15 protein-coding genes are annotated in these 18,682 nt (G+C 74.0%); 3 read left to right on the forward strand and 12 right to left on the reverse strand.

Annotated elements, in window-relative coordinates; translation table 11 throughout:
• Positions 1 to 5: 5 nt before the first annotated feature.
• From AB0I82_RS33070 to AB0I82_RS33100, 7 genes are all read right to left on the reverse strand, one after another.
• Positions 6 to 1,256 (reverse strand): FHA domain-containing protein, encoded by a 1,251-nt coding sequence (locus tag AB0I82_RS33070; protein ID WP_363261150.1) that lies wholly within the window; start codon positions 1,254 to 1,256, stop codon positions 6 to 8.
• Between the two features lie 62 nt (positions 1,257 to 1,318).
• Positions 1,319 to 2,677, reverse strand: a complete 1,359-nt coding sequence (locus tag AB0I82_RS33075; RefSeq protein ID WP_363261151.1) for a VWA domain-containing protein — start codon at positions 2,675 to 2,677, stop codon at positions 1,319 to 1,321.
• 140 nt (positions 2,678 to 2,817) lie between these two features.
• The gene (locus AB0I82_RS33080; protein WP_363261152.1) at positions 2,818 to 4,068 is read right to left on the reverse strand and encodes a protein phosphatase 2C domain-containing protein; all 1,251 of its coding nucleotides are present in this window, start codon (positions 4,066 to 4,068) and stop codon (positions 2,818 to 2,820) included.
• 1 nt (position 4,069) lies between these two features.
• Positions 4,070 to 6,718 carry a tetratricopeptide repeat protein gene (locus AB0I82_RS33085; RefSeq protein WP_363261153.1) on the reverse strand — a complete coding sequence of 883 codons (2,649 nt, stop codon included), beginning with the start codon at positions 6,716 to 6,718 and terminating at the stop codon, positions 4,070 to 4,072.
• Positions 6,715 to 7,992: a hypothetical protein gene (locus AB0I82_RS33090; RefSeq protein ID WP_363261154.1), complete on the reverse strand. Its 1,278-nt coding sequence runs from the start codon at positions 7,990 to 7,992 to the stop codon at positions 6,715 to 6,717. Before AB0I82_RS33090 ends, AB0I82_RS33085 begins: the two co-directional genes overlap by 4 nt.
• A gap of 67 nt (positions 7,993 to 8,059) precedes the next feature.
• Positions 8,060 to 9,049 (reverse strand): glutamate ABC transporter substrate-binding protein, encoded by a 990-nt coding sequence (locus tag AB0I82_RS33095; protein WP_363261155.1) that lies wholly within the window; start codon positions 9,047 to 9,049, stop codon positions 8,060 to 8,062.
• Between the two features lie 26 nt (positions 9,050 to 9,075).
• The gene (locus tag AB0I82_RS33100) at positions 9,076 to 10,518 is read right to left on the reverse strand and encodes a hypothetical protein (RefSeq protein ID WP_363261156.1); all 1,443 of its coding nucleotides are present in this window, start codon (positions 10,516 to 10,518) and stop codon (positions 9,076 to 9,078) included.
• Positions 10,519 to 10,813: 295 nt separating this feature from the next.
• Between AB0I82_RS33100 and AB0I82_RS33105 the strand changes: the two genes are divergently transcribed.
• Positions 10,814 to 11,500 carry an FCD domain-containing protein gene (locus AB0I82_RS33105; protein ID WP_363261157.1) on the forward strand — a complete coding sequence of 229 codons (687 nt, stop codon included), beginning with the start codon at positions 10,814 to 10,816 and terminating at the stop codon, positions 11,498 to 11,500.
• Positions 11,501 to 11,524: 24 nt separating this feature from the next.
• Here AB0I82_RS33105 and AB0I82_RS33110 read toward each other — a convergent pair whose 3' ends face one another.
• Positions 11,525 to 12,091 carry a helix-turn-helix transcriptional regulator gene (locus tag AB0I82_RS33110; RefSeq protein ID WP_363261158.1) on the reverse strand — a complete coding sequence of 189 codons (567 nt, stop codon included), beginning with the start codon at positions 12,089 to 12,091 and terminating at the stop codon, positions 11,525 to 11,527.
• A 47-nt stretch (positions 12,092 to 12,138) separates the two neighbouring features.
• Between AB0I82_RS33110 and AB0I82_RS33115 the strand changes: the two genes are divergently transcribed.
• The gene (locus AB0I82_RS33115; RefSeq protein WP_363261159.1) at positions 12,139 to 12,996 is read left to right on the forward strand and encodes a class I SAM-dependent methyltransferase; all 858 of its coding nucleotides are present in this window, start codon (positions 12,139 to 12,141) and stop codon (positions 12,994 to 12,996) included.
• Here the strand turns inward: AB0I82_RS33115 and AB0I82_RS33120 are convergent.
• The 4 genes from AB0I82_RS33120 to AB0I82_RS33135 form a co-directional block, all read right to left on the reverse strand.
• Entirely contained in the window at positions 12,987 to 13,946 is a 960-nt protein-coding gene (locus AB0I82_RS33120) for a BadF/BadG/BcrA/BcrD ATPase family protein (protein WP_363261171.1), read from the reverse strand. The genes AB0I82_RS33115 and AB0I82_RS33120 overlap by 10 nt on opposite strands.
• A 119-nt stretch (positions 13,947 to 14,065) precedes the next feature.
• Entirely contained in the window at positions 14,066 to 15,334 is a 1,269-nt protein-coding gene (locus AB0I82_RS33125) for a 6-phospho-beta-glucosidase (RefSeq protein ID WP_363261160.1), read from the reverse strand.
• A gap of 68 nt (positions 15,335 to 15,402) precedes the next feature.
• A complete protein-coding gene (locus tag AB0I82_RS33130) occupies positions 15,403 to 16,554 on the reverse strand; it encodes an ROK family transcriptional regulator (RefSeq protein ID WP_363261161.1) in 1,152 nt (383 codons plus the stop codon).
• 139 nt (positions 16,555 to 16,693) lie between these two features.
• Complete coding sequence (locus AB0I82_RS33135; RefSeq protein ID WP_363261162.1) at positions 16,694 to 17,758, reverse strand: mechanosensitive ion channel family protein; 1,065 nt, start codon at positions 17,756 to 17,758, stop codon at positions 16,694 to 16,696.
• Positions 17,759 to 18,024: 266 nt separating this feature from the next.
• Here AB0I82_RS33135 and AB0I82_RS33140 point away from each other — a divergent pair, with 266 nt between their 5' ends.
• Positions 18,025 to 18,561 carry an HNH endonuclease gene (locus tag AB0I82_RS33140; protein WP_030614925.1) on the forward strand — a complete coding sequence of 179 codons (537 nt, stop codon included), beginning with the start codon at positions 18,025 to 18,027 and terminating at the stop codon, positions 18,559 to 18,561.
• The last annotated feature ends 121 nt before the right edge of the window (positions 18,562 to 18,682 follow it).

Consider the following 18,682-nt stretch of genomic DNA (forward strand, 5'->3'; position numbering starts at 1 on the left):
GGCTCTCAGCCCCGGCGGACCGTGATCGTCGTCCAGGCGCCGACGTGTACGCGGTCGCCCTCCTGGAGCGGGACCGGGACGTACGGCTGGATCGGATCCTCGCCGCCGTTGACGGTCGTGCCGTTGGTGGAGTTCTGGTCCACCACCGCCCAGCCGCCGCCCGGCTGCTGCACCAGCATCGCGTGCTGGTGCGAGACGCCCGGGTCCTCCGGCGGGCGGCCCAGGTCGATGTCCGGCGACTCGCCCGTGCTGTGCCGGCGGCGGCCGATCGTGACCTGCTGGCCGTTGAGCGGCAGCTGCTGCTCGGGGGAGTAGGCGGGGAGGTTCAGGCCGGCCGCCTCGGGGCCGCTGCGGCCCATCATCGCCATGAAGTACTCACGGTCCGGAGCGATCACCGCGACCCAGCCGGCACCGGGCTGCGCGTGCCCCGGAGCCTCGCCGCCCTGGTTCCACGGCTGCTCACCGGTCTGCCCGTGCTGCGGCTGCTGCTGCGGCTGCTCGTACCCGCCGGGCGCTGCCGGGGGCGCGGACTGCTCGTACGGCGGGGGCGGCGGCCCGGGCTGCTCGAAGGGACCCTGCGGCCCGGGGCCCTGCGGCGCGGGCGGCGCGTACGGCCCCTGCTGGCCGGGCGGAACCGGCTGACCGGGCGGGAACTGCTGACCCGGCGGGGTCGGCGCCGGAGGTGCCTGCTGGCCGCCCGGCGGCGGCAGCAGCCAGTCGTCGCCGCCCTGGGACGGGGCCGGCGGCTGCTGCTGCGGGCCCGTTTCGCCGTAGGGCGGGGCGCCGAAGGGCTGCTGTCCGGGGCCCAGCGGCTCGGCGGGCCGGTTCATCTGCGAGGGCCGCGAGCTCTGGTACTCGTACTGGTCCGGCGGGCCGGGCTGGGACGGGAAGCCGGGCGGCTGCGCGGACTGCGGCGCGGGCGCCCCGTACGACGCGGAGGTCGAGGAGTGCGTCAGGAAGTTGTACCGGCACCCCTCGCAGAACGGCGCCATGGCCTCGCGCGGCGTGCCGCACTGCGGACACAGCTCGGCCTGGCCGGTGCCGGGACCGGGGGCGTGGCCCGCACCGGGGCCGTGGCCCGGACCAGGCGGCGGCGGGAAGCCGTAGCCCCCTTGCTGCGGGGGCTGCTCGGCCGGGGCGCCGGGGAAGCCGGCCGGCGGGGGAGGCGGCGGAGCGACAGTGCCCGCCATGCGGTGGCCGCACACCTCGCACCAGTCTTCGGCCACTGACTGGTGGCCGTTCGGGCAGGTCGGCATGTCGGTATGTCCCCCTCCGTACCGTCTTTCAACGGTTTTACGTCTAGCTCGTCACTCGTTTGTCACTTTTTGACGCGAACAGTCTTGGTAGAGCGCGTTTCGAGCGTCATCTCGTCCGCTTCCGCGACCTTCGCCTTCAGCCGCACAGTACCGGTCACCGCGTCCACGACGTCCACCACCTTCGCAAGCAGTTTCGCAGTGTCCTCGTTCCCGGAGGCGCTCGCCAGCTGTACCGCCCGGCCCAGCCGGGCGGTCGCCCCGTCGACATCTCCGGACTTGCGCGCATCCAGCCCCGACTGGATGGCCCGGGCCAGTTCCGCCTGTCCCGTGTAGTGCGCCACCTGTGGGTTGATCTGCGTCGATGCGGCCATGTCGGTCGTCCACACGGCCCGTACCAGGCCCTGCGCGAGCGTCCGGGGCGCGCCGCCGCCGGGCGCAGGGAGCACCAGTGCCACCCGCGCGGCCAGCATCTCCCGGCCGACGCCGGCGTCCGGGACGCGTACGCACACGTGGTAGTCGCGGGACTCGTCGCCCCACGAGCCGGTCGGGTAGTCGCCGGCCCGCGGCCCGGCCTCCGTGCGCCGCCCGGTCAGGTCCTCGACCGTCGGCGCGACCTGCTTCACGTACTGGATCTCGGCGCCCTGCGGGGTCCACACGCGCAGGGCCACGTCCGCGACCTCCTTGCCCATCGCGGTCTCCATCATCCGTGTGAAGTCCGCGGTCAGCCCGGCCGGATCGGCGACGATGTCGGCGCTGCCCAGCAGGGCCGAGGCAATGCCGGTGACCTCCTTGACCTCCCAGTCCGTGCCCACCCCGCGCGCGTCGCAGGTGAACCGCCCGGCGCAGGCGTCCAGGGCGGCCCGCAGCTCCTCGGGCGACTCGTGTTCATTGCGGCCGTCGGTGAGCAGGATGCCGTGCCGGATGGCCACGTCCGCGGAGTACAGCAGCCGGTCGGCCAGTCGCAGCCAGGTGCCGATAGCCGTGCCGCCGCCCGAACGCAGCCCCCGCAGCGCCTCCTTGGCCCGGGCGCGGGTGGCGGGCGATGCCTGCGCGAGGCGGCCGCCGCCCGGGTAGACCTCGGCGGCCTGATGGGTGCCGGCGACCACCGCGAAGGCCACCCCGTCGCGCAGCGTGTCGATCGCCGCGGCGGTGGCGTCGCGGGCGCCGCGCATCTTGGTGGGCGGGTACTCCATCGAGCCGGAGGCGTCGACCATGATGACCACCGCGGCGTCCGGGGCGCCGCCGTGCGCGTCCACGGACTTCCCGGCGGCGTCGGCGAGCGGCCGGCCGCCGGAGGTGCCGCCGCCGGTGGCGGTGACCGTGGTGATGGCGTGCACCTCGCGCCCGCCCTCGGGGAGGTACTCGTTCTGGTACACCTCCACGGAGAACCGCGGGACCGTGGACTTCGAGAAGTTGGCCATCTCTTCCGCTCCTTGACGCTCCGTCGTGCTCGTCGGCAGGCGGGCGGGCGGAAGTACCCCAGGCCGTCCCCCCGTCGGCACCTCCCCAGGTGCCGGACCGTTCCACCGTGCTTGCCGCGCGGTGGTGTTGCTGTCGTGACTTACGCCGATACTGCCCCGGGCGCGGGGACCGGGAACGGCACCACGGCCACTGTTACGTTGTCGTGGCCCCCGCTGTCCAGAGCGTGGCGGACAAGCGTTTGTGCGCTGTGCAGCGGGCGTTCACCCGCGTCCGGGGGCAGCAGCGCCGCCAGTTCGGCCGCCGCCTCGGTGTAGTTCCACAGGCCGTCGGTGCACACCACGACCACGCCCGGGCGGTCCGGCCGGAACGCGGCGGTGTGCGGCTGCAGTTCGTACGCGTCGGCGCCCAGCCAGCCGGTGATGGCGTGGGCCCGTTCGTCGGAGTACGCCTCGGCCTCCGACATCAGGTTGTTCGCCACCATCTGTGCGGCCCAGGAGTCGTCCTCGGTGAGCCGGGCACCGGGCGCGGTGCGGTCGTCGGGGATCCAGTACGCGCGGCTGTCGCCGACCCAGCCGACGGTCAGTACCCCGGCGGCCGCGACGGCCGCGACGAGCGTGCAGGCCGGGGCGTTCTGCCTGCCGTACGGGTCGCGCGGGTGGTCGGGTTCCTCGGCGAGCGCGTCGACGGACTTGGCGGCGGCCAGGATCGCGTCGTGCATGGCCTGCTGCGGGTGCGCCTCCCGGGGCAGTGCCGTCAGCAGCGACTCGGCGGCGGTCTCGGCGGCGGCCTGCGATGCCTCGTCGGGCCGGGTCGCGGAGGAGACGCCGTCGCAGACCACGGCGAGCACCGCGGGGGAGCCGTCGGCCAGCGCGGTGCCGGCGACGGTGAAGAAGTCCTCGTTGCGGTGGTGGCGGTGGCCGCGGTCGCTGACGGCGGCGACCCGGTCCAGCTCGCGCTCGAAGTGGTCGCGCTCGCGGGGCTGGGCGTGGCCGCAGTGCTCGCAGTAGCCGTCCTGGTCGACGGTGCCGGTCCGGCACGCCGCACAGGTCTTGGCGGCGAAGGATTCTCGGGGGTCGGCGGGGCCGTCCGCTTCGGCTTTGCCGTCCGAGTCGCCCGAGCCGTCCGAGCCGCCCAAGCCGCCCGAGTCGCCCGAGTCGTTCCGGGCGCGCGAGCCGTCCGCGCCGTCCGGGAGCCGGTTCTCGGGAACGGGCGGCGGGGCCGCACCGTACGCCCCCGCCGCACCGTACGCCCCGGCCGCCGCGGAGACCTCCGCCGCCGCGTCGTCCGGCGCCGCCGCGGAGGCCTCCGCACCGCACACACCGCAGAAGTTGTCCCCCGGCTCCATCGGCTCGGTGCACACCGGGCACCGGGAAGGACCTGTCACTGCCATCTCACACCCACGTCCTGGGGCGGAAGCGGTTGGCCCGCTCCACCAGTTCGATCCTCTCATCACCGCGCTGAGCCAGCCTGGCGAGCAGCCGGCAGGACCGCTCCAGGCCGAAGCGCAGCCCGCGCTCGTCCACCTCGCAGCCGAGCAGTACGGGGACGGCCCCGGGCGTCGGCCGTTCCCCGGCGCGCCCGGACAGTACCCAGTCCAGCGCGCAGCCCAGTACTTCCGTCGTCAGTGTCCCGCGGCGCTGCGCGTCCAGCCCGAAGTCCGCCAGCCGCTCGATCTGCCGGGCCGCGGCCTGCAGGTCGGGCAGCAGCGGGTCGCTCGGCGGGCGCTGCCGGAGCCGGGCCCGTACCGCGGCGATGCGGGCCGCGGTGAAGTGGATCGAGGACTCCGGTACGGCCTCCAGGGCACGCACCGCGCCGCTGCGGTCACCGGCCGCGAGCCGCACCCGGGCCAGCCCGAACGCCGCGCTCACATAGCTGTGGTCGGTGGTCCACACCAGGTGGTAGTACTCGGCGGCGTTGTCCAGCTGGCCCAGTACCTCGGCGCAGACGCCCAGCGCGAGCTTGGGCGCGGGCTCGCCGGGGAACGCGTCGTACACCGCGTCGAAGGACAGCGCGGCGGTCTCCTTGTCGCCCGTGGCCAGCGCCACCAGGCCGCGGTACCAGACCACCCGCCAGTCCGTCGCCCAGTCGGCCAGCGGATCGGTCTCGATCTCCCGCAGCACGCGCTGCGCCACCGGTCCTTCGGCCATCTCCAGCCGGGCCCGCAGGTCGCGCAGCCGCAGCTCCAGGGAGTCGGCGGGCGCGGAGCGCAGCGCGACGAGCAGCTCGGCGGGGGCCGCGGCCAGCAGACCGGCCAGGAAACCGGCGTTCGGGTCGCCGGGGTCCACCCGCGGCACGGGCAGCGCGAGCACGGCGGCCGCGGTGTCCACGGGGCGCAGCACGGGCCCCGGGCTGCCGTATCCGGGAAGCGGCGAGATCTCGTACGACACCTGCGCCGGGATCGACGGCGTGGCCGGTGCGGCGCCCACCAGGCCCGCCGCCGGTGCCGTGCCGGCCAGCGCGGGCGGCGCCGCCTTCCTGTCGCGGCGGCCGCGTGGCCGGGCCGTACGCGCGCCCAGCAGCGAGGTGTCCCCCTCCACCGCCGGCATCAGTTCGGTGTCGACCACCCGCAGTTCGGGCCCGAACAGCTGCGACAGCGCGGGCCGCTGCTCGCCCGTCTGCAGCGCCACGACCTCGCGCAGCACGCCGGTCAGCTGCTCGGCCATCTCCTCCGCGGAGGCGAACCGGCGCGCCGGGTCGGGGTCGGTGGCCCGTACCAGCAGCCGGTAGAAGGACTCGTAGCGGCGGAACACCTCGATGTGCTCGGGGTCGGGCAGGGAGTCCGCGAAGACGTTGGTGTAGCCCTGGAAGTCGAAGGTGAGGACGGCGAGGGTGCGCGCGACCGTGTACAGGTCGGAGGCGACGGACGGGCCGACCTCGGCGACCTCGGGGGCCTGGTACCCGACCGTGCCGTAGATCGGGCTCTGGTGGTCGTCCATCCTGCGGACCGCGCCCATGTCGATCAGCTTGAGCTGGTCGTTCTGCTGGATGGCGTTGTCGACCTTGAAGTCGCAGTAGAGCAGGTTGCGGCTGTGCAGATGGCCGAGGGCCTCCAGCGCTTCGATGGCGTACGCGCACGCCTGCTCGACCGGGAGCGGGTCGCGCCGACCCTGGGGCGTGCGCCGCTCGTTGGCGATCTCCTTGAGGGACTTGCCGCCGACGTACTCCATGACGATGTAGCCGTCGAGGCTGCCGGTCGCCTGGTCGAGGTGCTCGACGAAGTTGTAGATCCGGACGATGTTGGAGTGCTCGATCTCGGCGAGGAAGCGGCGCTCGGAGACCGCGACCGCGAGCGCCTCCTCGTCGCCGGTGTCCAGCAGGCCCTTGAGCACCACCCACCGGTCGGAGACCGCGCGGTCGACGGCCAGATAGATCCAGCCCAGGCCGCCGTGCGCCAGACACCCCGCGACCTCGTACTGGCCGTGCACCACGTCACCGGCCCGCAGCTTCGGCACGAAGCTGTACGGGTGGCCGCACTTGGTGCAGAAACCTTCCGTGCGGCCGGGGCGCCCGCTGCGCGCCCGGCCCACCGGCGCCCCGCAGTCGCTGCGGCTGCAGAATCGCTTGCGCTCGGGGACCTCCGGGTTCGCCAGCACGACCGTGCGCGGATCGGGCCGCGGCACGTCCGGTACCGCCACCAGCCCGGCCCCCAGCCGCCCGCGCCCCGGGCCCGAGCTCGACCCGGAACCCTGCCCCGAACTGCCGCTGCGCACCGACACCGAGCGGGTCGACGGGCCGGACAGGGAGCGCGAGAGGCGCCCGGAGACCGAGCGGCGGGAGCCGGAGGAGCGGGAGGAGGACGACGTACGGGCGCTGCCGGAGTTCTGCGAGCCCTGCGATCCTTGCGAACCCGGAGAGCCCGAGGAGCCGTTGGCCGCGCGGGCCGCGGCCGCGACGCCGGTCGGCGGCGAGGCCACCATGCCGGTCGCCGAGACGACCGGCGCCAGGCCGCAGGTGTCGCAGTACAGTTCGCCGCCGCCGACGTCCTCGTAGCGCCCTGCGCACTCCGGCCGCTGGCAGGCGGCGTCCTGCTCGCCGCTCATGACTCCCCCTCGCGGTCCGGCGCCGCCAGTGCCTCGGCCGCCGCCTGCTGGTAGCGCAGTACGGCGTGCTCGGCGGCGCGCAGATCGCACGGCGCGCTCCACAGCATCCGGCGGGCGATGTCGTACCGCTCGATCAGGAACGGGTCCTCGGCCAGGCCGTGCCGCGCCGTCTTCGCCTTGTACGCGTCGAGGCGGCCGCGCAGCTCGGCGCGGACGGCCAGCGGCGCGGTCACCGCGGTCAGCGACTCGCGGGCGCGCAGCAGCTCCTCCTCGGCGCGCTCCTCCAGGCTCTCCAGCAGCGGCGACAGCAGGTGCCACTGGGCGCGTCTGCGGTACTCGGCGGCGGTGGCGAGCTGCTCGTGCAGGGCGGCCGACGGGCCCGAGACGGCCGGTACTTCGGACGCGGCGATCTTCGCCAGCACCTCGCCGCGCGCCTCCCGCGCCTCGGTGAGCGTGCGGTCCGCGCGCGAGAGCAGGTCGCGCACCTGCATCAGCCGCCGCTCGGCGTCCTGCCGCACCGTGAGGACCGCCTCGATCTCGCGCCGCACGTCCTCCAGGGCGCGCGCCGCGCGGTCGTACCGCTCGGTGTCCGGGCGGCCGCCGCCGGGCGCGGCGCTGGCGTCGGCGGCGGGCACCCAGAAGGCGAGCGGGTCGGCGAGCACCTCGGCGCGCAGCCGGGTCAGCTCGTCGGTGATCTGCTCCAGGTCGTCGCCGGAGGGGTGCTCGCCGGGGCGGACGCCGACGGAGTGCGCAAGGGAGCGGGTACGGCGCAGCTCGGCGGCGAGCAGGTCGATCCGGGCGGGCAGCGCGGTCCATACGGAGTCGGCGCTGACGATGACGTCCAGCGCCCGCGCGTACAGCCCGTTCATCCGCTCGACCAGCGCCTCCAGGCTGAGCTGTTCGCTGAGCTTGGTGAGGCTGCCGACGGCCGCGCCGCCGGAGACCGTGACGCCGTTGCCGCGCAGCATGTCGGTGAGGGTGGCCAGGTCCTCCGGGGAGAGCCAGCGGCGGCGGGCGCGCAGCTCACGGGCGGCCTCCAGCGCCGCGCTGTACGCCTCGAAGTGCGCCCACAGCACCGTGATCCACTGCTCGGCCGTCGCCCAGCGGTCCTTGGTGACGCCGGTCAGCTCGGCGCCCTCCAGGAGGCGGCGCCCTGCGTGGTCCTGCAGCGCCAGCAGCGAGGTCTCGATCGCTTCGTGCTCGGCGCCGAGCCTCGCGAGGGCGCGGTCCACCTCGTCGCGGCTCATGGCCGGGGCGGGTCCAGGGACCCCCATCGATCACCTCTCCAAAGTGCGTGCGGTGCGCTGCGGGCGGCCGGGCGCCGGGGCGCCGGCCGGTCTGTCAGTCGCTGTACTGGGGCGCCGGCGGCCCGGAGACGCCCGGCAGGTCGGCCTTGAGCCACTTGTCGTACGCGGTCGTCCAGGGGCTGTCGGCACCGCCCGCGCGGTAGTCCTCCAGCACCTTGTTCACCCGCCGCACCAGGTCCTCGTCCTCCTTGTTCATCGCGACGCCGTACAGGTCCGTGCTGAACGGCTCGCCCTTGAGCTCCACGGCCGGGTCCTGTGCGGCCTGGCCGGCGGCCAGCGCGCTGTCGGTCACGACGGCGTCGGCCTCGCCCAGCTGCAGCCGCACCAGGCAGTCGAGCTGGTTCGGCACGGTCATGACCGTCGCGCCGTGATCCTCACCGTCCAGTTCCTGCTCGCCCGTTGATCCCTTCGCCGTGCAGATCTTCTTTCCCCGCAGCGAGTCGTCGAACGCGTCGATCGACGACCTCTTGGGCGCGAGCACCTGCTGGCCGGCCTTGAAGTACGCGGTGGAGAAGGCGACGTCCTTCTTGCGCTCGCAGTTGATCGTCATGGTCCGCACGACCATGTCCACCTTGCGCTGCTGCACGGCGTCGATGCGCTGGTTGGTGGGGATCGCGCGGTACACGATGTGCGGGTCGGGGCCGAGGATGTCCCGGGCGATGGCCTTCGCCAGGTCGATGTCGAAGCCGATGAGGTTCTTCGGGTTGTCCGGGTCCCGGTAGCCCCAGCGGTAGCTGTTCTGGTCGACGCCGACGACCAGTACGCCCGCCTTCTTGATCCGCTTCACCGCGTCGCCGTCGGCCGAGGAGGGCCGCAGGCTCTCCGCCGCGTTCTCCTCCGTGCAGCCCGCGGCGGCGGGCGCTGCCGTCGTGGCGCGCGGCTGCGCGGGGACGTGCGGGTCGTGCGGCACGGCGGGGCCGCTGCTGAGCACCGGCACCAGCACCGCGGCGGCCGCGGCCATCACACCCATCCCGGCGGCCACCGGAGCCAGCGCCGACCCGAGGTCCGCCATTCGCGCGCGCATGCTCATCCCCGCCCTCGTCGCCCTCGTCACCGGTACTCCGACAGCCTGCGGCCGATGCCCAGCACCGCGCCGGCGGCCGCCAGCACGGCCAGTACGGCCGCTCCCACGGCGAGCCCGTCCAGCGCGTGCCGGCCGCCCCGCGCCGCGTCGTGGAACTCGGTCTGCTCGTGCCGGAGCGCCTGCTTCAGCGCCGCGTCCACCTTGTCGAAGGACTCCTTCGTGGGCCGGTCCGTCCCGATCACCTTCGCCAGCGCGCCTTCGTAGTCGCCCCGGTCGTTCTCCGCACGCGCTTCGGCGTGCCGCGTGCGCCACTCCCGTACGTTCGCCAGCGCCTCCTGCACCGGCGCGCGGCCCGCCGCGTCGTCCGCCAGGGCCAGCGCCTCCCGCAGCTTGCCGCCCGCCCGGGCGTCCGCGCCCTTCCCGTCACCCGCCAGCGTCCTCATCCCGGCGGCGTACTCGACCTCGTAGAAGTCCCGCTGGTCAGCGGTCACCTTGCCGCCGCGCGCCACCAGCGTGAGGTTCTCGTCGCCGCGCGCCTGCAGCGTCGCGATCCGCGCCTCGTTGAGCACCCGCAGGGACTTCGCGCCGTTCTCGATGGAGTCGTCGAGCCCCGCACGCGCGAACGCGTGCCCGGCCGTCATCCACAGCAGGACGCCCACGGAGGCGGCGGTGGCGACCAGCAGTCCCTGGTTGAACACCCGGTTCGTACGTCGGTAGTTGCGGCGCTGCGCCCAGCCGAGCGCGCCGATCGACAGCACACCGGCGGCCAGCGCGACCCAGGGCCAGGCCCGGGCGTCCTCGTAATCGGCGTCGAGCCGGGCGGTCTCGGCGTCGTACAGCTGCTGGGCGGCGGGCAGCAGTTGGGTGCGCATCAGGCTGTTGGCGTACTGGAGGTACGCGCCGCCCACCGGCAGGCCCTGCCGGTTGTACATCCGCGCCGTCTCCACCAGGCCCGTGTAGCGCGGCAGGCCGTCGTTGAGCCGCTCGATGCGGTCCCGGGCCGTCGCCGAGCCCCGGGAGTTGGCGGCGGCGCGGACCAGCAGCCGGGCGGCGGTGGAGATGTCCTCCTTGTAGCGCCGCCGGCTGTCCGCGCTCTCCCGCTCGCCGGCCAGGAAGCCGCCGGCCGCCGTGGTGTCGGCGTCCGCCAGCGAGCGGTAGATGTCCGCCGCGTCCCGGCTCAGTGGCTGGCTGCTCCCCAATACGTCGTCGGCGGCGGCCGACCGGTCCGCCACCTGCCAGGCGGCCAGCGCGCCGAACAGTACGACCAGCGCGGCCAGTACGGCACCGATGAAGCGCAGCCGGCCCGGCTCGGTGAGCATGGCGGCACGCAGCCGGCGCAGCCCCTCGGCCCATACGGCGCGCTCGCCGGATGACGGTGGCGGAGCGGACGGTTCCGGTACGGCCGTGTCCGGTCCGGGAGGCGCTGCGGGCGCGGGTGGTGCCGCGCTGCCGCTCGGCGGGTATGACACGGAACCTCCCCCTCGTTCGCCGGCCGTGCCCCGTGGCCCGCGCCGCGGGCAGGGGGCACCGCCAGCAGTATGGCTGCAGGGGCCGACGACCACACCGGTATTGCCTGGATCTTGTTCGTATCGGGATCCCGTTCGAGCCCCGTCGGCCCGGCGCCCCGCACCTCGCGCCCCCGTTGCCTCCCTTCACGCAGTCGTACGGTGTTCGGTTCCCCGGCTTCCCCAAGGGGCAGCCGGGCGCCGGCCGGGCTGGCTAGAGTTGCCTGACATCAGGTGACCTGGGAAATGGAGCGGTGCGGTGCGGACGATACGCAGGGTGTCGCTGGTGGAGACCGCGACCGACGAGATCCGGGAACAGATCCTCAAGGGGGTCTGGCCGGTGGGCAGCCGCATCCCGCCCGAGAGTGCCCTGTCCGAGACGCTGCAGGTGAGCCGGGCCTCCGTACGGGAGGCCATCCGCGCCCTCGTGCACTCCGGGCTGCTGGAGACCCGGCAGGGCGACGGCACGTTCGTCCTCTCGGACGACGACAGTGCGGTGGCGCTCCGCCGCCGCCTGGAGCGCGCCGAGCTGACCCATGTCACGCAGGTCCGGCAGGGCCTGGACGTGATCGCGGCGCGGCAGGCGGCACGGCACCGCACGGACGCCCAGCTCGCCGCCATAGAGGCGGCGCTGGCCCGGCGCCGGGCGGCGCTCGCGGCGCACGAGGACGAGGCGTTCACCGCCGCCGACGCCGACTTCCACGTCCTGGTCGCCGAGGCGAGCGCCAACCCCGTACTGGCCGACATCTACCGCTCCCTGAGCACCGCCCTCCGCGCGGAACTGCACCGCGCCGCCTGCCTGGACACCGCGACGGCCGCCCCCACCGACCCGCACCACCTCCTCGTCGAGGCGATCCGGGAACGGGACCGGGCGGCCGCGGTGGACGCCGCGGTGGAGCTGCTCGCCGGGCACGTACGGGATCTGGCACTGCCGCTGGACGACTGAAAAGCCGCTGGGGCCCGGCGGCTTTCAGTCGGCCGACCGCAGGTGCGTGCGCTGCCCGTCGTGGTCGAAGATGCCGAGGATCTCCGCCGGGCCGCCCTGCGCCCCGAAGGCGTGCGGCACCATGGTGGAGAACTCGGCCGCCTGCCCTTCCTCGACGACGATCCTGCGGTCCCCGAGCAGCAGGACGACGGTCCCGGACAGTACGGTGAACCAGTCCTGCCCCGGATGGGCCTTGAGCGCGCCGCTGCCGGTCGGCGCCGGCTCCGTGAGGCGCAGCCGGGCGACCGTGACGCCGGGGTCCCGCTTCAGCATCCAGGTGGTCAGCCCGCGCGCCGCGTGGTGCTGCGGCCTGATGATCACGTCGTCGGTGGCGGACTCCACGAGCTGGTCCAGTGTGGCGCCCAGCGCCCGGGCGATCGCGGTCAGCTGGTCCAGGCTGATCCGCCGGTGGCCCGTCTCGATACGGCTCAGCGTGGAGGGGCTCAGGTAACAACGAGCGGCCAGATCGTCGAGCGACCAGCCCATGGCGACCCGCAGGCCGCGGATGCGCTTGCGCACGAGGACATCGAGGTCTTCGTCTTCTTGCGTCATAGGCAATATGGTATGACGCTGCGGCAAGGCGGCCTTACGGTCGAGACATGGCATCCCACTCGCACCAGCCCCACGACAATGCGCACGACGAGCCGTTCGTCGCCGAGCTGCTCGACCTCGAGGCGGAGGTCCTGCACGCGCACCTGACCGAGCTGACCGGCTGGCTCGCGGAGCTCACCGCGGACCGGCCCGTGCGCCGCGTACTCGACCTCGGCAGCGGGACCGGAACCGGCACCTTCGCGCTGCTCCGACGCTTCGAGGACGCCGAGGCGATCGCCGTCGACGCCTCTCCGCGGCTCCTGCACCACCTCCAGGGCCGGGCCCGCGAGCTCGGCGTGGCGGACCGGGTGCGCACCGTCGAGGCCGATCTGGACGCGGCATGGCCGGACTTCGGCGGCGTGGACCTGGTGTGGGCGTCGGGGGCCCTGCACCACATGAGCGACCCCGACCGCGCGCTGCGCGAGGCGCACGCCGCGCTCGCCCCGGGCGGCCTGCTGGCCGCGATCGAGATGGCCGACGTCCCGTACTTCCTGCCCGACGATCTCGGTATCGGACGCCCGGGACTGGAGGCCCGCTGCCGCGCCGCGCTGGCCGACCGGCACGCCGAGGCGCTGCCGCACCGGGGCGCCGACTGGGGGCCGCTGCTGTCCCGGGCCGGATTCGCCATCGAGGCCGAGCGCCCGTTCACCATCGAACTGCCCCGGCCGCTGCCCGAGGCCACCGGCCGGTACGCACGGGCGATGCTGGGCCGCATGCGTACCGCGCTCGACGGCCGGCTCAGTGCCGAGGACATGTCCGTACTCGACGCCCTCCTCGACGGCGACGGACCGCACAGCGTGCTGCACCGCGACGACCTGGTCGTCCGCACCGAGCGAACCGTATGGGCGGCCCGCTCTCAGGCGTAATGGGCGCGCAGGCGGGCGTACGCGGAGGCAGGCGCGCCCGTCTCGTCCAGTGCCAGCAGGGCGGCGCCGAGGACCGGGGGAGCGGTGACCACCTCCGGTACCGCCTTCGGGGCGCGCTCGGCGAGCAGCGCGAGTACCGCCTCGTGCAGGACCGGGTGGCGTGCCGCCAGTACTCCGCCGCCGAGGACCACCGGCACGGGCTCGTCCAGCAGGTCCAGGCGGCGCAGCGCGACCGTGGCCATGAGGACGATCTCCTCGGCCTGGCGCGCCACGAGGGCCCGCGCCACCTCGTCGCCCTCGGCGGCCACCGCGAAGAGCACCGGTACGAGTTCGTGGCGGCGCTCGGCCGGTACGTCCCCCAGGTGCAGCGCCTCGATCAGCTGCGGCATCCCGGACAGCCCGAAGTGCGCGGGCAGCCGGTCCGCGAGGGCGGTGGGCGCGCCCCGGCCGTCCTCGGCCCGCGCCGCCCACCACAGCGCCTCCTCGGCGAGGTGCCCGCCGCCGCCCCAGTCGCCGGAGATGCGCCCGATGGCGGGGAAGCGCGCGGCACGGCCGTCGGGGCCGAGCCCCGAGCAGTTGATCCCGGCCCCGCAGACCACCGCGACGCCGGTGTGCGGGCCGCCGTCCGGCAGCCCGGCGCGCAGCAGGGCGAAGGTGTCGTTGGCGACGGTCACCGTGTCCGCCCGGCCGTGCGCCACGATGAGCTCGGTGAGCTGCGTCTCCTCCACGGGGAGGTCGGCGTTGGCGAGGCAGGCGGTGAGATGTGCGACGTGGTGGACACCGGCCTGCGCCAGCGCGCGGTCGACGGTCACGTCCAACTCGGCGACGGCCCGGCCCGCGCCGACCGCGGGCGGCCGGAACCCGCCGCCGCGGGCCGCGCCGAGCACCGCCCCGTCGGCACCGACCACGGCCACATCCGTCTTACTGTTCCCCGCGTCCACGGCGAGCAGCGGGGTCCGCCCGTACGGGAGGTTCTCGCGCCGCCTCCCTTGGGTAACCCCCCGGTGGGGGCACGAGTTCGTTCGATTCGCCCCGTAGGCGCGCGCCCCGCCCCCGCCCCCATCCCCCCTCAAGCCCACCCCAGATACCCCCGGTTGTGCGTGAGCAGTTCGTCGGTCAGGCGGTCCGCGTACTGGAGCTGTCCGATCAGGGGGTGCGCGAGGAGCGCCTCGAAGACCCGGTGCCGGCCGCCCTTCAGGGCCGCCTCCAGCGCCAGTTGCTCGTACGCCGTGACGCTGGCGATCAAACCGGCGTACAGCGGCTCCAGCGGGCGTACCGGTGCCGGCACCGCGCCCCGGGCGCTCACCGTGGCCGGCACCTCGATCACCGCGTCGTCCGGCAGGAACGGTAGCGTCCCGTTGTTCAGCGCGTTCACCACCTGCACGTCACCCCCCTCTTCGGAATGACGCGTGCGCAGCAGCGAGGAGGTGAGCGCGACCGCCGCCTCCGAGTAGTACGCGCCGCCCCGCTTGCCCAGCAGCTCCGGCTTCTCGTCCAGCGCCGGATCGCCGTACATCCGCAGCAGTTCCCGCTCCAGCGCCGCGACCTCGGCGGCGCGCGACGGCTTGGTGCGCAGCTCCCGTACGACCTCGTCGTGCTGGTAGTAGTACCGCAGGTAGTACGAGGGGACCACGCCCAGCCGCTCGACCAGGGTGCGCGGCATGTGCAGATCGGCGGCGATCGCGTCGCCGTGCTCGGCGATCAGCTTCGGCAGCACGTCCTCGCCGCCGACGCGTACCGCCCGCTCCCACGTCAGATGGTTCAGCCCGACGTGTTCGAGCTGTACGTCCTGCGGCGCCACGTCCAGCAGCCGGGCGAACTTCCGCTGGAAGCCGATGGCCACGTTGCACAGCCCGACCGCCTTGTGCCCGGCGGTGAGCAGCGCCCGCGTCACGATCCCGACCGGGTTGGTGAAGTCCACGATCCACGCGTCTGGGTTGCGGCGGCGGACCCGCTCGGCGATGTCCAGCACCACCGGGACCGTACGCAGCGCCTTGGCCAGCCCGCCCGCGCCCGTCGTCTCCTGGCCCACGCAGCCGCACTCCAGCGGCCAGGTCTCGTCCTCGTTGCGCGCCGCCTGCCCGCCGACGCGCAGCTGGAGCAGTACCGCGTCCGCGCCGTCCACCCCGGCGTCCAGGTCGCCCGTCCAGCCGATCCGGCCCGGGTGGCCCTGCCGGGCGAAGATCCGCCGGGCCAGCCCGCCCACCAACTCCAGCCGGTCGGCGGCCGGATCGACCAGCACCAGCTCGTCCACCGGCAGCACGTCCCGCAACCGCGCGAAACCGTCGATGAGTTCGGGGGTGTAGGTAGATCCCCCGCCGACCACTGCGAGTTTCATCCGTGCCTCGTCCCTTGGCCTCTGTGAGAGTGACGCGTGACGCCCTTGAGTGCTCAGCCCGTGTCGAATCAGCCCGTGTCGAAAACGGTGTTCCGCGCTTGTACGAGGGCGGTGCGCAGGGCGCCCGTCAGGATCGGGTCGCCCTCGATGTCGCTGATCCGCAGTTGCGGGCGGGGGAGCGCGAGCCCGGTCAGCTCCTCCTCGACCCGTACGCGCAGCCGCTCGCCGCCCGCCTGCGCGATGCTCCCCGACAGCACCACCAGCTCGGGGTCGACCACCGCGACGACGGCGGCCAGGCCCGTCGCCAGCCGGCGCGCCACCTCGTCCACGACGTGCGGGTCCGCGAGCGCCTCGGCGACATCGGCCGGGTCCAGCCCCAGGCCGCGGGCGATCCCCAGTACGGCGGGCCGCCCCACCAGGCTCTGGAACCCGCCGCCCGCGTCCGGCGCGGCCGTCGCCTCCGGCCCGCCACGCGCGAGCGGCGCCCCGGGCAGCGGCATGTACCCGATCTCCCCGGCCCCGCCGGTCGCCCCGCGCAGCAGTGTCCCGCCGAGCACGATCGCCGCGCCGACCCCCTCGTCCACCCACACCAGCACGAAGTCGTCGTGGTCCTGCGCCGACCCGTCGTACTGCTCGGCCAGCGCCGCGAGATTGACGTCGTTCTCGATGACGACCGGCGCGCCCAGCGCGTCCCCCAACTCGCCCAGCAGCGACCGCGCGTGCCAGCCGGGCAGGTGCGGTGCGTACCGCAGCTCTCCGGTGCGCGGGTCCAGCGCGCCCGGCGTCCCGATGACGACCCCGTGCAGCTCCTCCCGGCTCAGCCCGGCCTTCCCCAGCGCCCCGTCCACGGCGGCGACCACCACCCGCGCGGCGACGCTTCCGGCCGCGACCCGCTCTTCCCCCACCACGGCACCGGTGATGTCCGCGACGACGGCGGTCACCCAGCCCGGAGCCACCGACAGCGCGGCCACGTACGCCGCCGCCGGATTCACCTCGTACAGCTGCGCGCTGGGCCCGGGCCGCCCGGTCACGTTCCCGGTCGCCCGCACCAGCCCGGCCGCCGCCAGCCGTCCCAGCAGCTGCGAAGCGGTGGGCTTGGACAGCCCGGTCAGCTCCCCGATCTGCGTACGCGTCAACGGCCCGTGCGACACGAGCAGTTCCAGCGCGGCCCGGTCGTTCATCGCCCGCAGCACCCGAGGCGTCCCCGCCATGCCTGCCATGCCCGCCACCATCTGTTAGGAAAGTTTCCCACCAACTCCCGGAAGGTAAGCCGCCGCTCGTGGGCCGTCAATGGGCGGCACGCAAGAGGCCCGCTCCCCGGCGGGGCGGGGAGCGGGCCAACGGTGTGCGTACGGGGAGTTACTTGCTCAGGTTCGGCGGGGGCGTGACCGGGTTGCTGGCGACCGACTGGGGGGAGAGGGGGTTCGCGAAGGCGGACGGCGCGGCGACGGAGGCCGTGGGGTCGGCGGCGTCCGCGGCGCCCTCCGGGAGCGGCTGGTGGCCGACGATGCGGATGCCCGCCGCGTCCAGGGCCTTCTTGATGCGCCAGCGGAGCTCGCGTTCGACGGCGAAGGACTTGCCCGGCATCGTCTTGGCGGCGACCGTGATCGTCATCGTGTCGAGGAGGACCTCGCTCAGGCCGAGGACCTCGACCGGCTCCCACAGCCGCTCGTTCCAGGGCTCGGACTTCGCCATCTCCTCGCCCGCCTCCGTGATGACCTCCCGGACCCGGTCCAGGTCCTCGGTCGCGCGCACCTGCACGTCGACGCTGGCCGTGGCCCAGCCCTGGCTGAGGTTGCCGATGCGCTTGACCTCGCCGTTGCGTACGTACCAGATCTCGCCGTCGGCCCCGCGCAGCTTCGTGACCCGCAGCCCGACCTCGATGACCTCGCCGGAGGCGACGCCCGCGTCGATGGTGTCGCCGACGCCGTACTGGTCCTCCAGGATCATGAAGACGCCGGAGAGGAAGTCCGTGACGAGGTTGCGGGCGCCGAAGCCGATCGCGACGCCGGCCACACCGGCGCTCGCGAGCAACGGGGCGAGATTGATGTTCAGCACGGCGAGCACCGTCAGCGCCGCTGTGCCGAGAATCACGAAGGACGCGACGCTGCGCAGCACCGAACCGATGGCCTCGGAGCGCTGGCGACGGCGCTCGGCGTTCACGAGCAGGCCGCCGAGCGGACCGTTGCGGCTGGTCGCCGCGTTGCGGTTCATCCGCTCGACGAACTTCGTGATCGCGCGGCGCACCAGCCACCGCAGGACCACCGCGATGGCGATGATCAGGATGATGCGCAGCCCGGCGTTGAGCCAGCTCTGCCAGTTCGCCTGCACCCAGCCGGCGGCGTCGGTGGCCTTCTCCGTGGCCTCGGATATGGAGGACGGGTCCGGCGCCGCGGCGGCGACCGGAGAAGCGGACCAGTACACAGCAAGGGACCTTCCGTGTGGGACAGCAGACCCGGGCGGTACGTACCGCACGACGGGCAGACCAACCACACTAACGGGGCAACGCGGGCAGTCCGTGCCGCTGTTCGAGTAGCGCGGGCCGAAATGCTGGGCAGAAAAGAAGTGTGGTCGAAAACACCTCCGACCCGTTACCTGGTCATGGTGGCGCTCCGACCAGGCACCGGGGGACACTGTGGGGAGATCGTCCCGGCGCGAGCCACGCGCCGCCGGCGTACAAGGAGGCACCCGTGCCGCATGTCCTGGTCCTCAACGCGTCGTACGAGCCGCTCGGCGTCGTACCGCTCCGCCGCGCGCTCATCCTCGTCCTCAATGAGAAGGCCGTCAGCCTGGAGGATTCCGGCGCCCTGATGCACAGTGCGACCCGCGCGATGCCCGCGCCCAGTGTGGTCCGTCTCAAGCGTTTCGTCCGGGTGCCCTTTCGCGGCCCCGTCCCCCTGACCCGCCGTGCGCTCTTCGCGCGCGACGGCGGCCGGTGCATGTACTGCGGTGGCGTCGCAACCAGCGTCGACCACGTGATTCCGCGCAGCCGTGGCGGACAGCACACCTGGGAGAACGTCGTCGCGGCGTGCCGCCGCTGCAACCACGTCAAGGCCGACCGGCACGTCGCCGAGATCGGCTGGCGGCTGCGGCATCAGCCGGCGCCGCCGTCCGGGCTCGCCTGGCGGATCATCGGCACGGGGCATAGGGATCCGCGCTGGCTGCCATATCTGCAGCCGTACGGTGCGGATGATGCGATGGCCCGGATCGACGCGGTTTCCGCGTAGATCTCGGGCCATTCGCGTTCCCGGGAACGCCGGCCTCCCGCCGTGGGGCTCCGGTCGTCGGCCGAGTGCCGCGCCGCGTCGGTTGCTCGCGCAGTTCCCCGCGCCCCTTCAGGGGCGCGGG

Origin of the sequence: Streptomyces sp. NPDC050315, assembly GCF_040655775.1 — a bacterium.
Taxonomy (GTDB): Bacteria; Actinomycetota; Actinomycetes; order Streptomycetales; family Streptomycetaceae; genus Streptomyces.

Bases quoted from the DNA above. Each gene is read 5' to 3' on its own strand.
- AB0I82_RS33090 (WP_363261154.1), bottom strand. From the start codon at position 7,992: ATGGGGGTCCCTGGACCCGCCCCGGCCATGAGCCGCGACGAGGTGGAC.
- AB0I82_RS33070 (WP_363261150.1), bottom strand. From the start codon at position 1,256: ATGCCGACCTGCCCGAACGGCCACCAGTCAGTGGCCGAAGACTGGTGC.
- AB0I82_RS33075 (WP_363261151.1), bottom strand. From the start codon at position 2,677: ATGGCCAACTTCTCGAAGTCCACGGTCCCGCGGTTCTCCGTGGAGGTG.
- AB0I82_RS33085 (WP_363261153.1), bottom strand. From the start codon at position 6,718: ATGAGCGGCGAGCAGGACGCCGCCTGCCAGCGGCCGGAGTGCGCAGGG.
- AB0I82_RS33115 (WP_363261159.1), top strand. From the start codon at position 12,139: ATGGCATCCCACTCGCACCAGCCCCACGACAATGCGCACGACGAGCCG.
- AB0I82_RS33130 (WP_363261161.1), bottom strand. From the start codon at position 16,554: ATGGCAGGCATGGCGGGGACGCCTCGGGTGCTGCGGGCGATGAACGAC.
- AB0I82_RS33080 (WP_363261152.1), bottom strand. From the start codon at position 4,068: ATGGCAGTGACAGGTCCTTCCCGGTGCCCGGTGTGCACCGAGCCGATG.
- AB0I82_RS33110 (WP_363261158.1), bottom strand. From the start codon at position 12,091: ATGACGCAAGAAGACGAAGACCTCGATGTCCTCGTGCGCAAGCGCATC.
- AB0I82_RS33125 (WP_363261160.1), bottom strand. From the start codon at position 15,334: ATGAAACTCGCAGTGGTCGGCGGGGGATCTACCTACACCCCCGAACTC.
- AB0I82_RS33095 (WP_363261155.1), bottom strand. From the start codon at position 9,049: ATGCGCGCGCGAATGGCGGACCTCGGGTCGGCGCTGGCTCCGGTGGCC.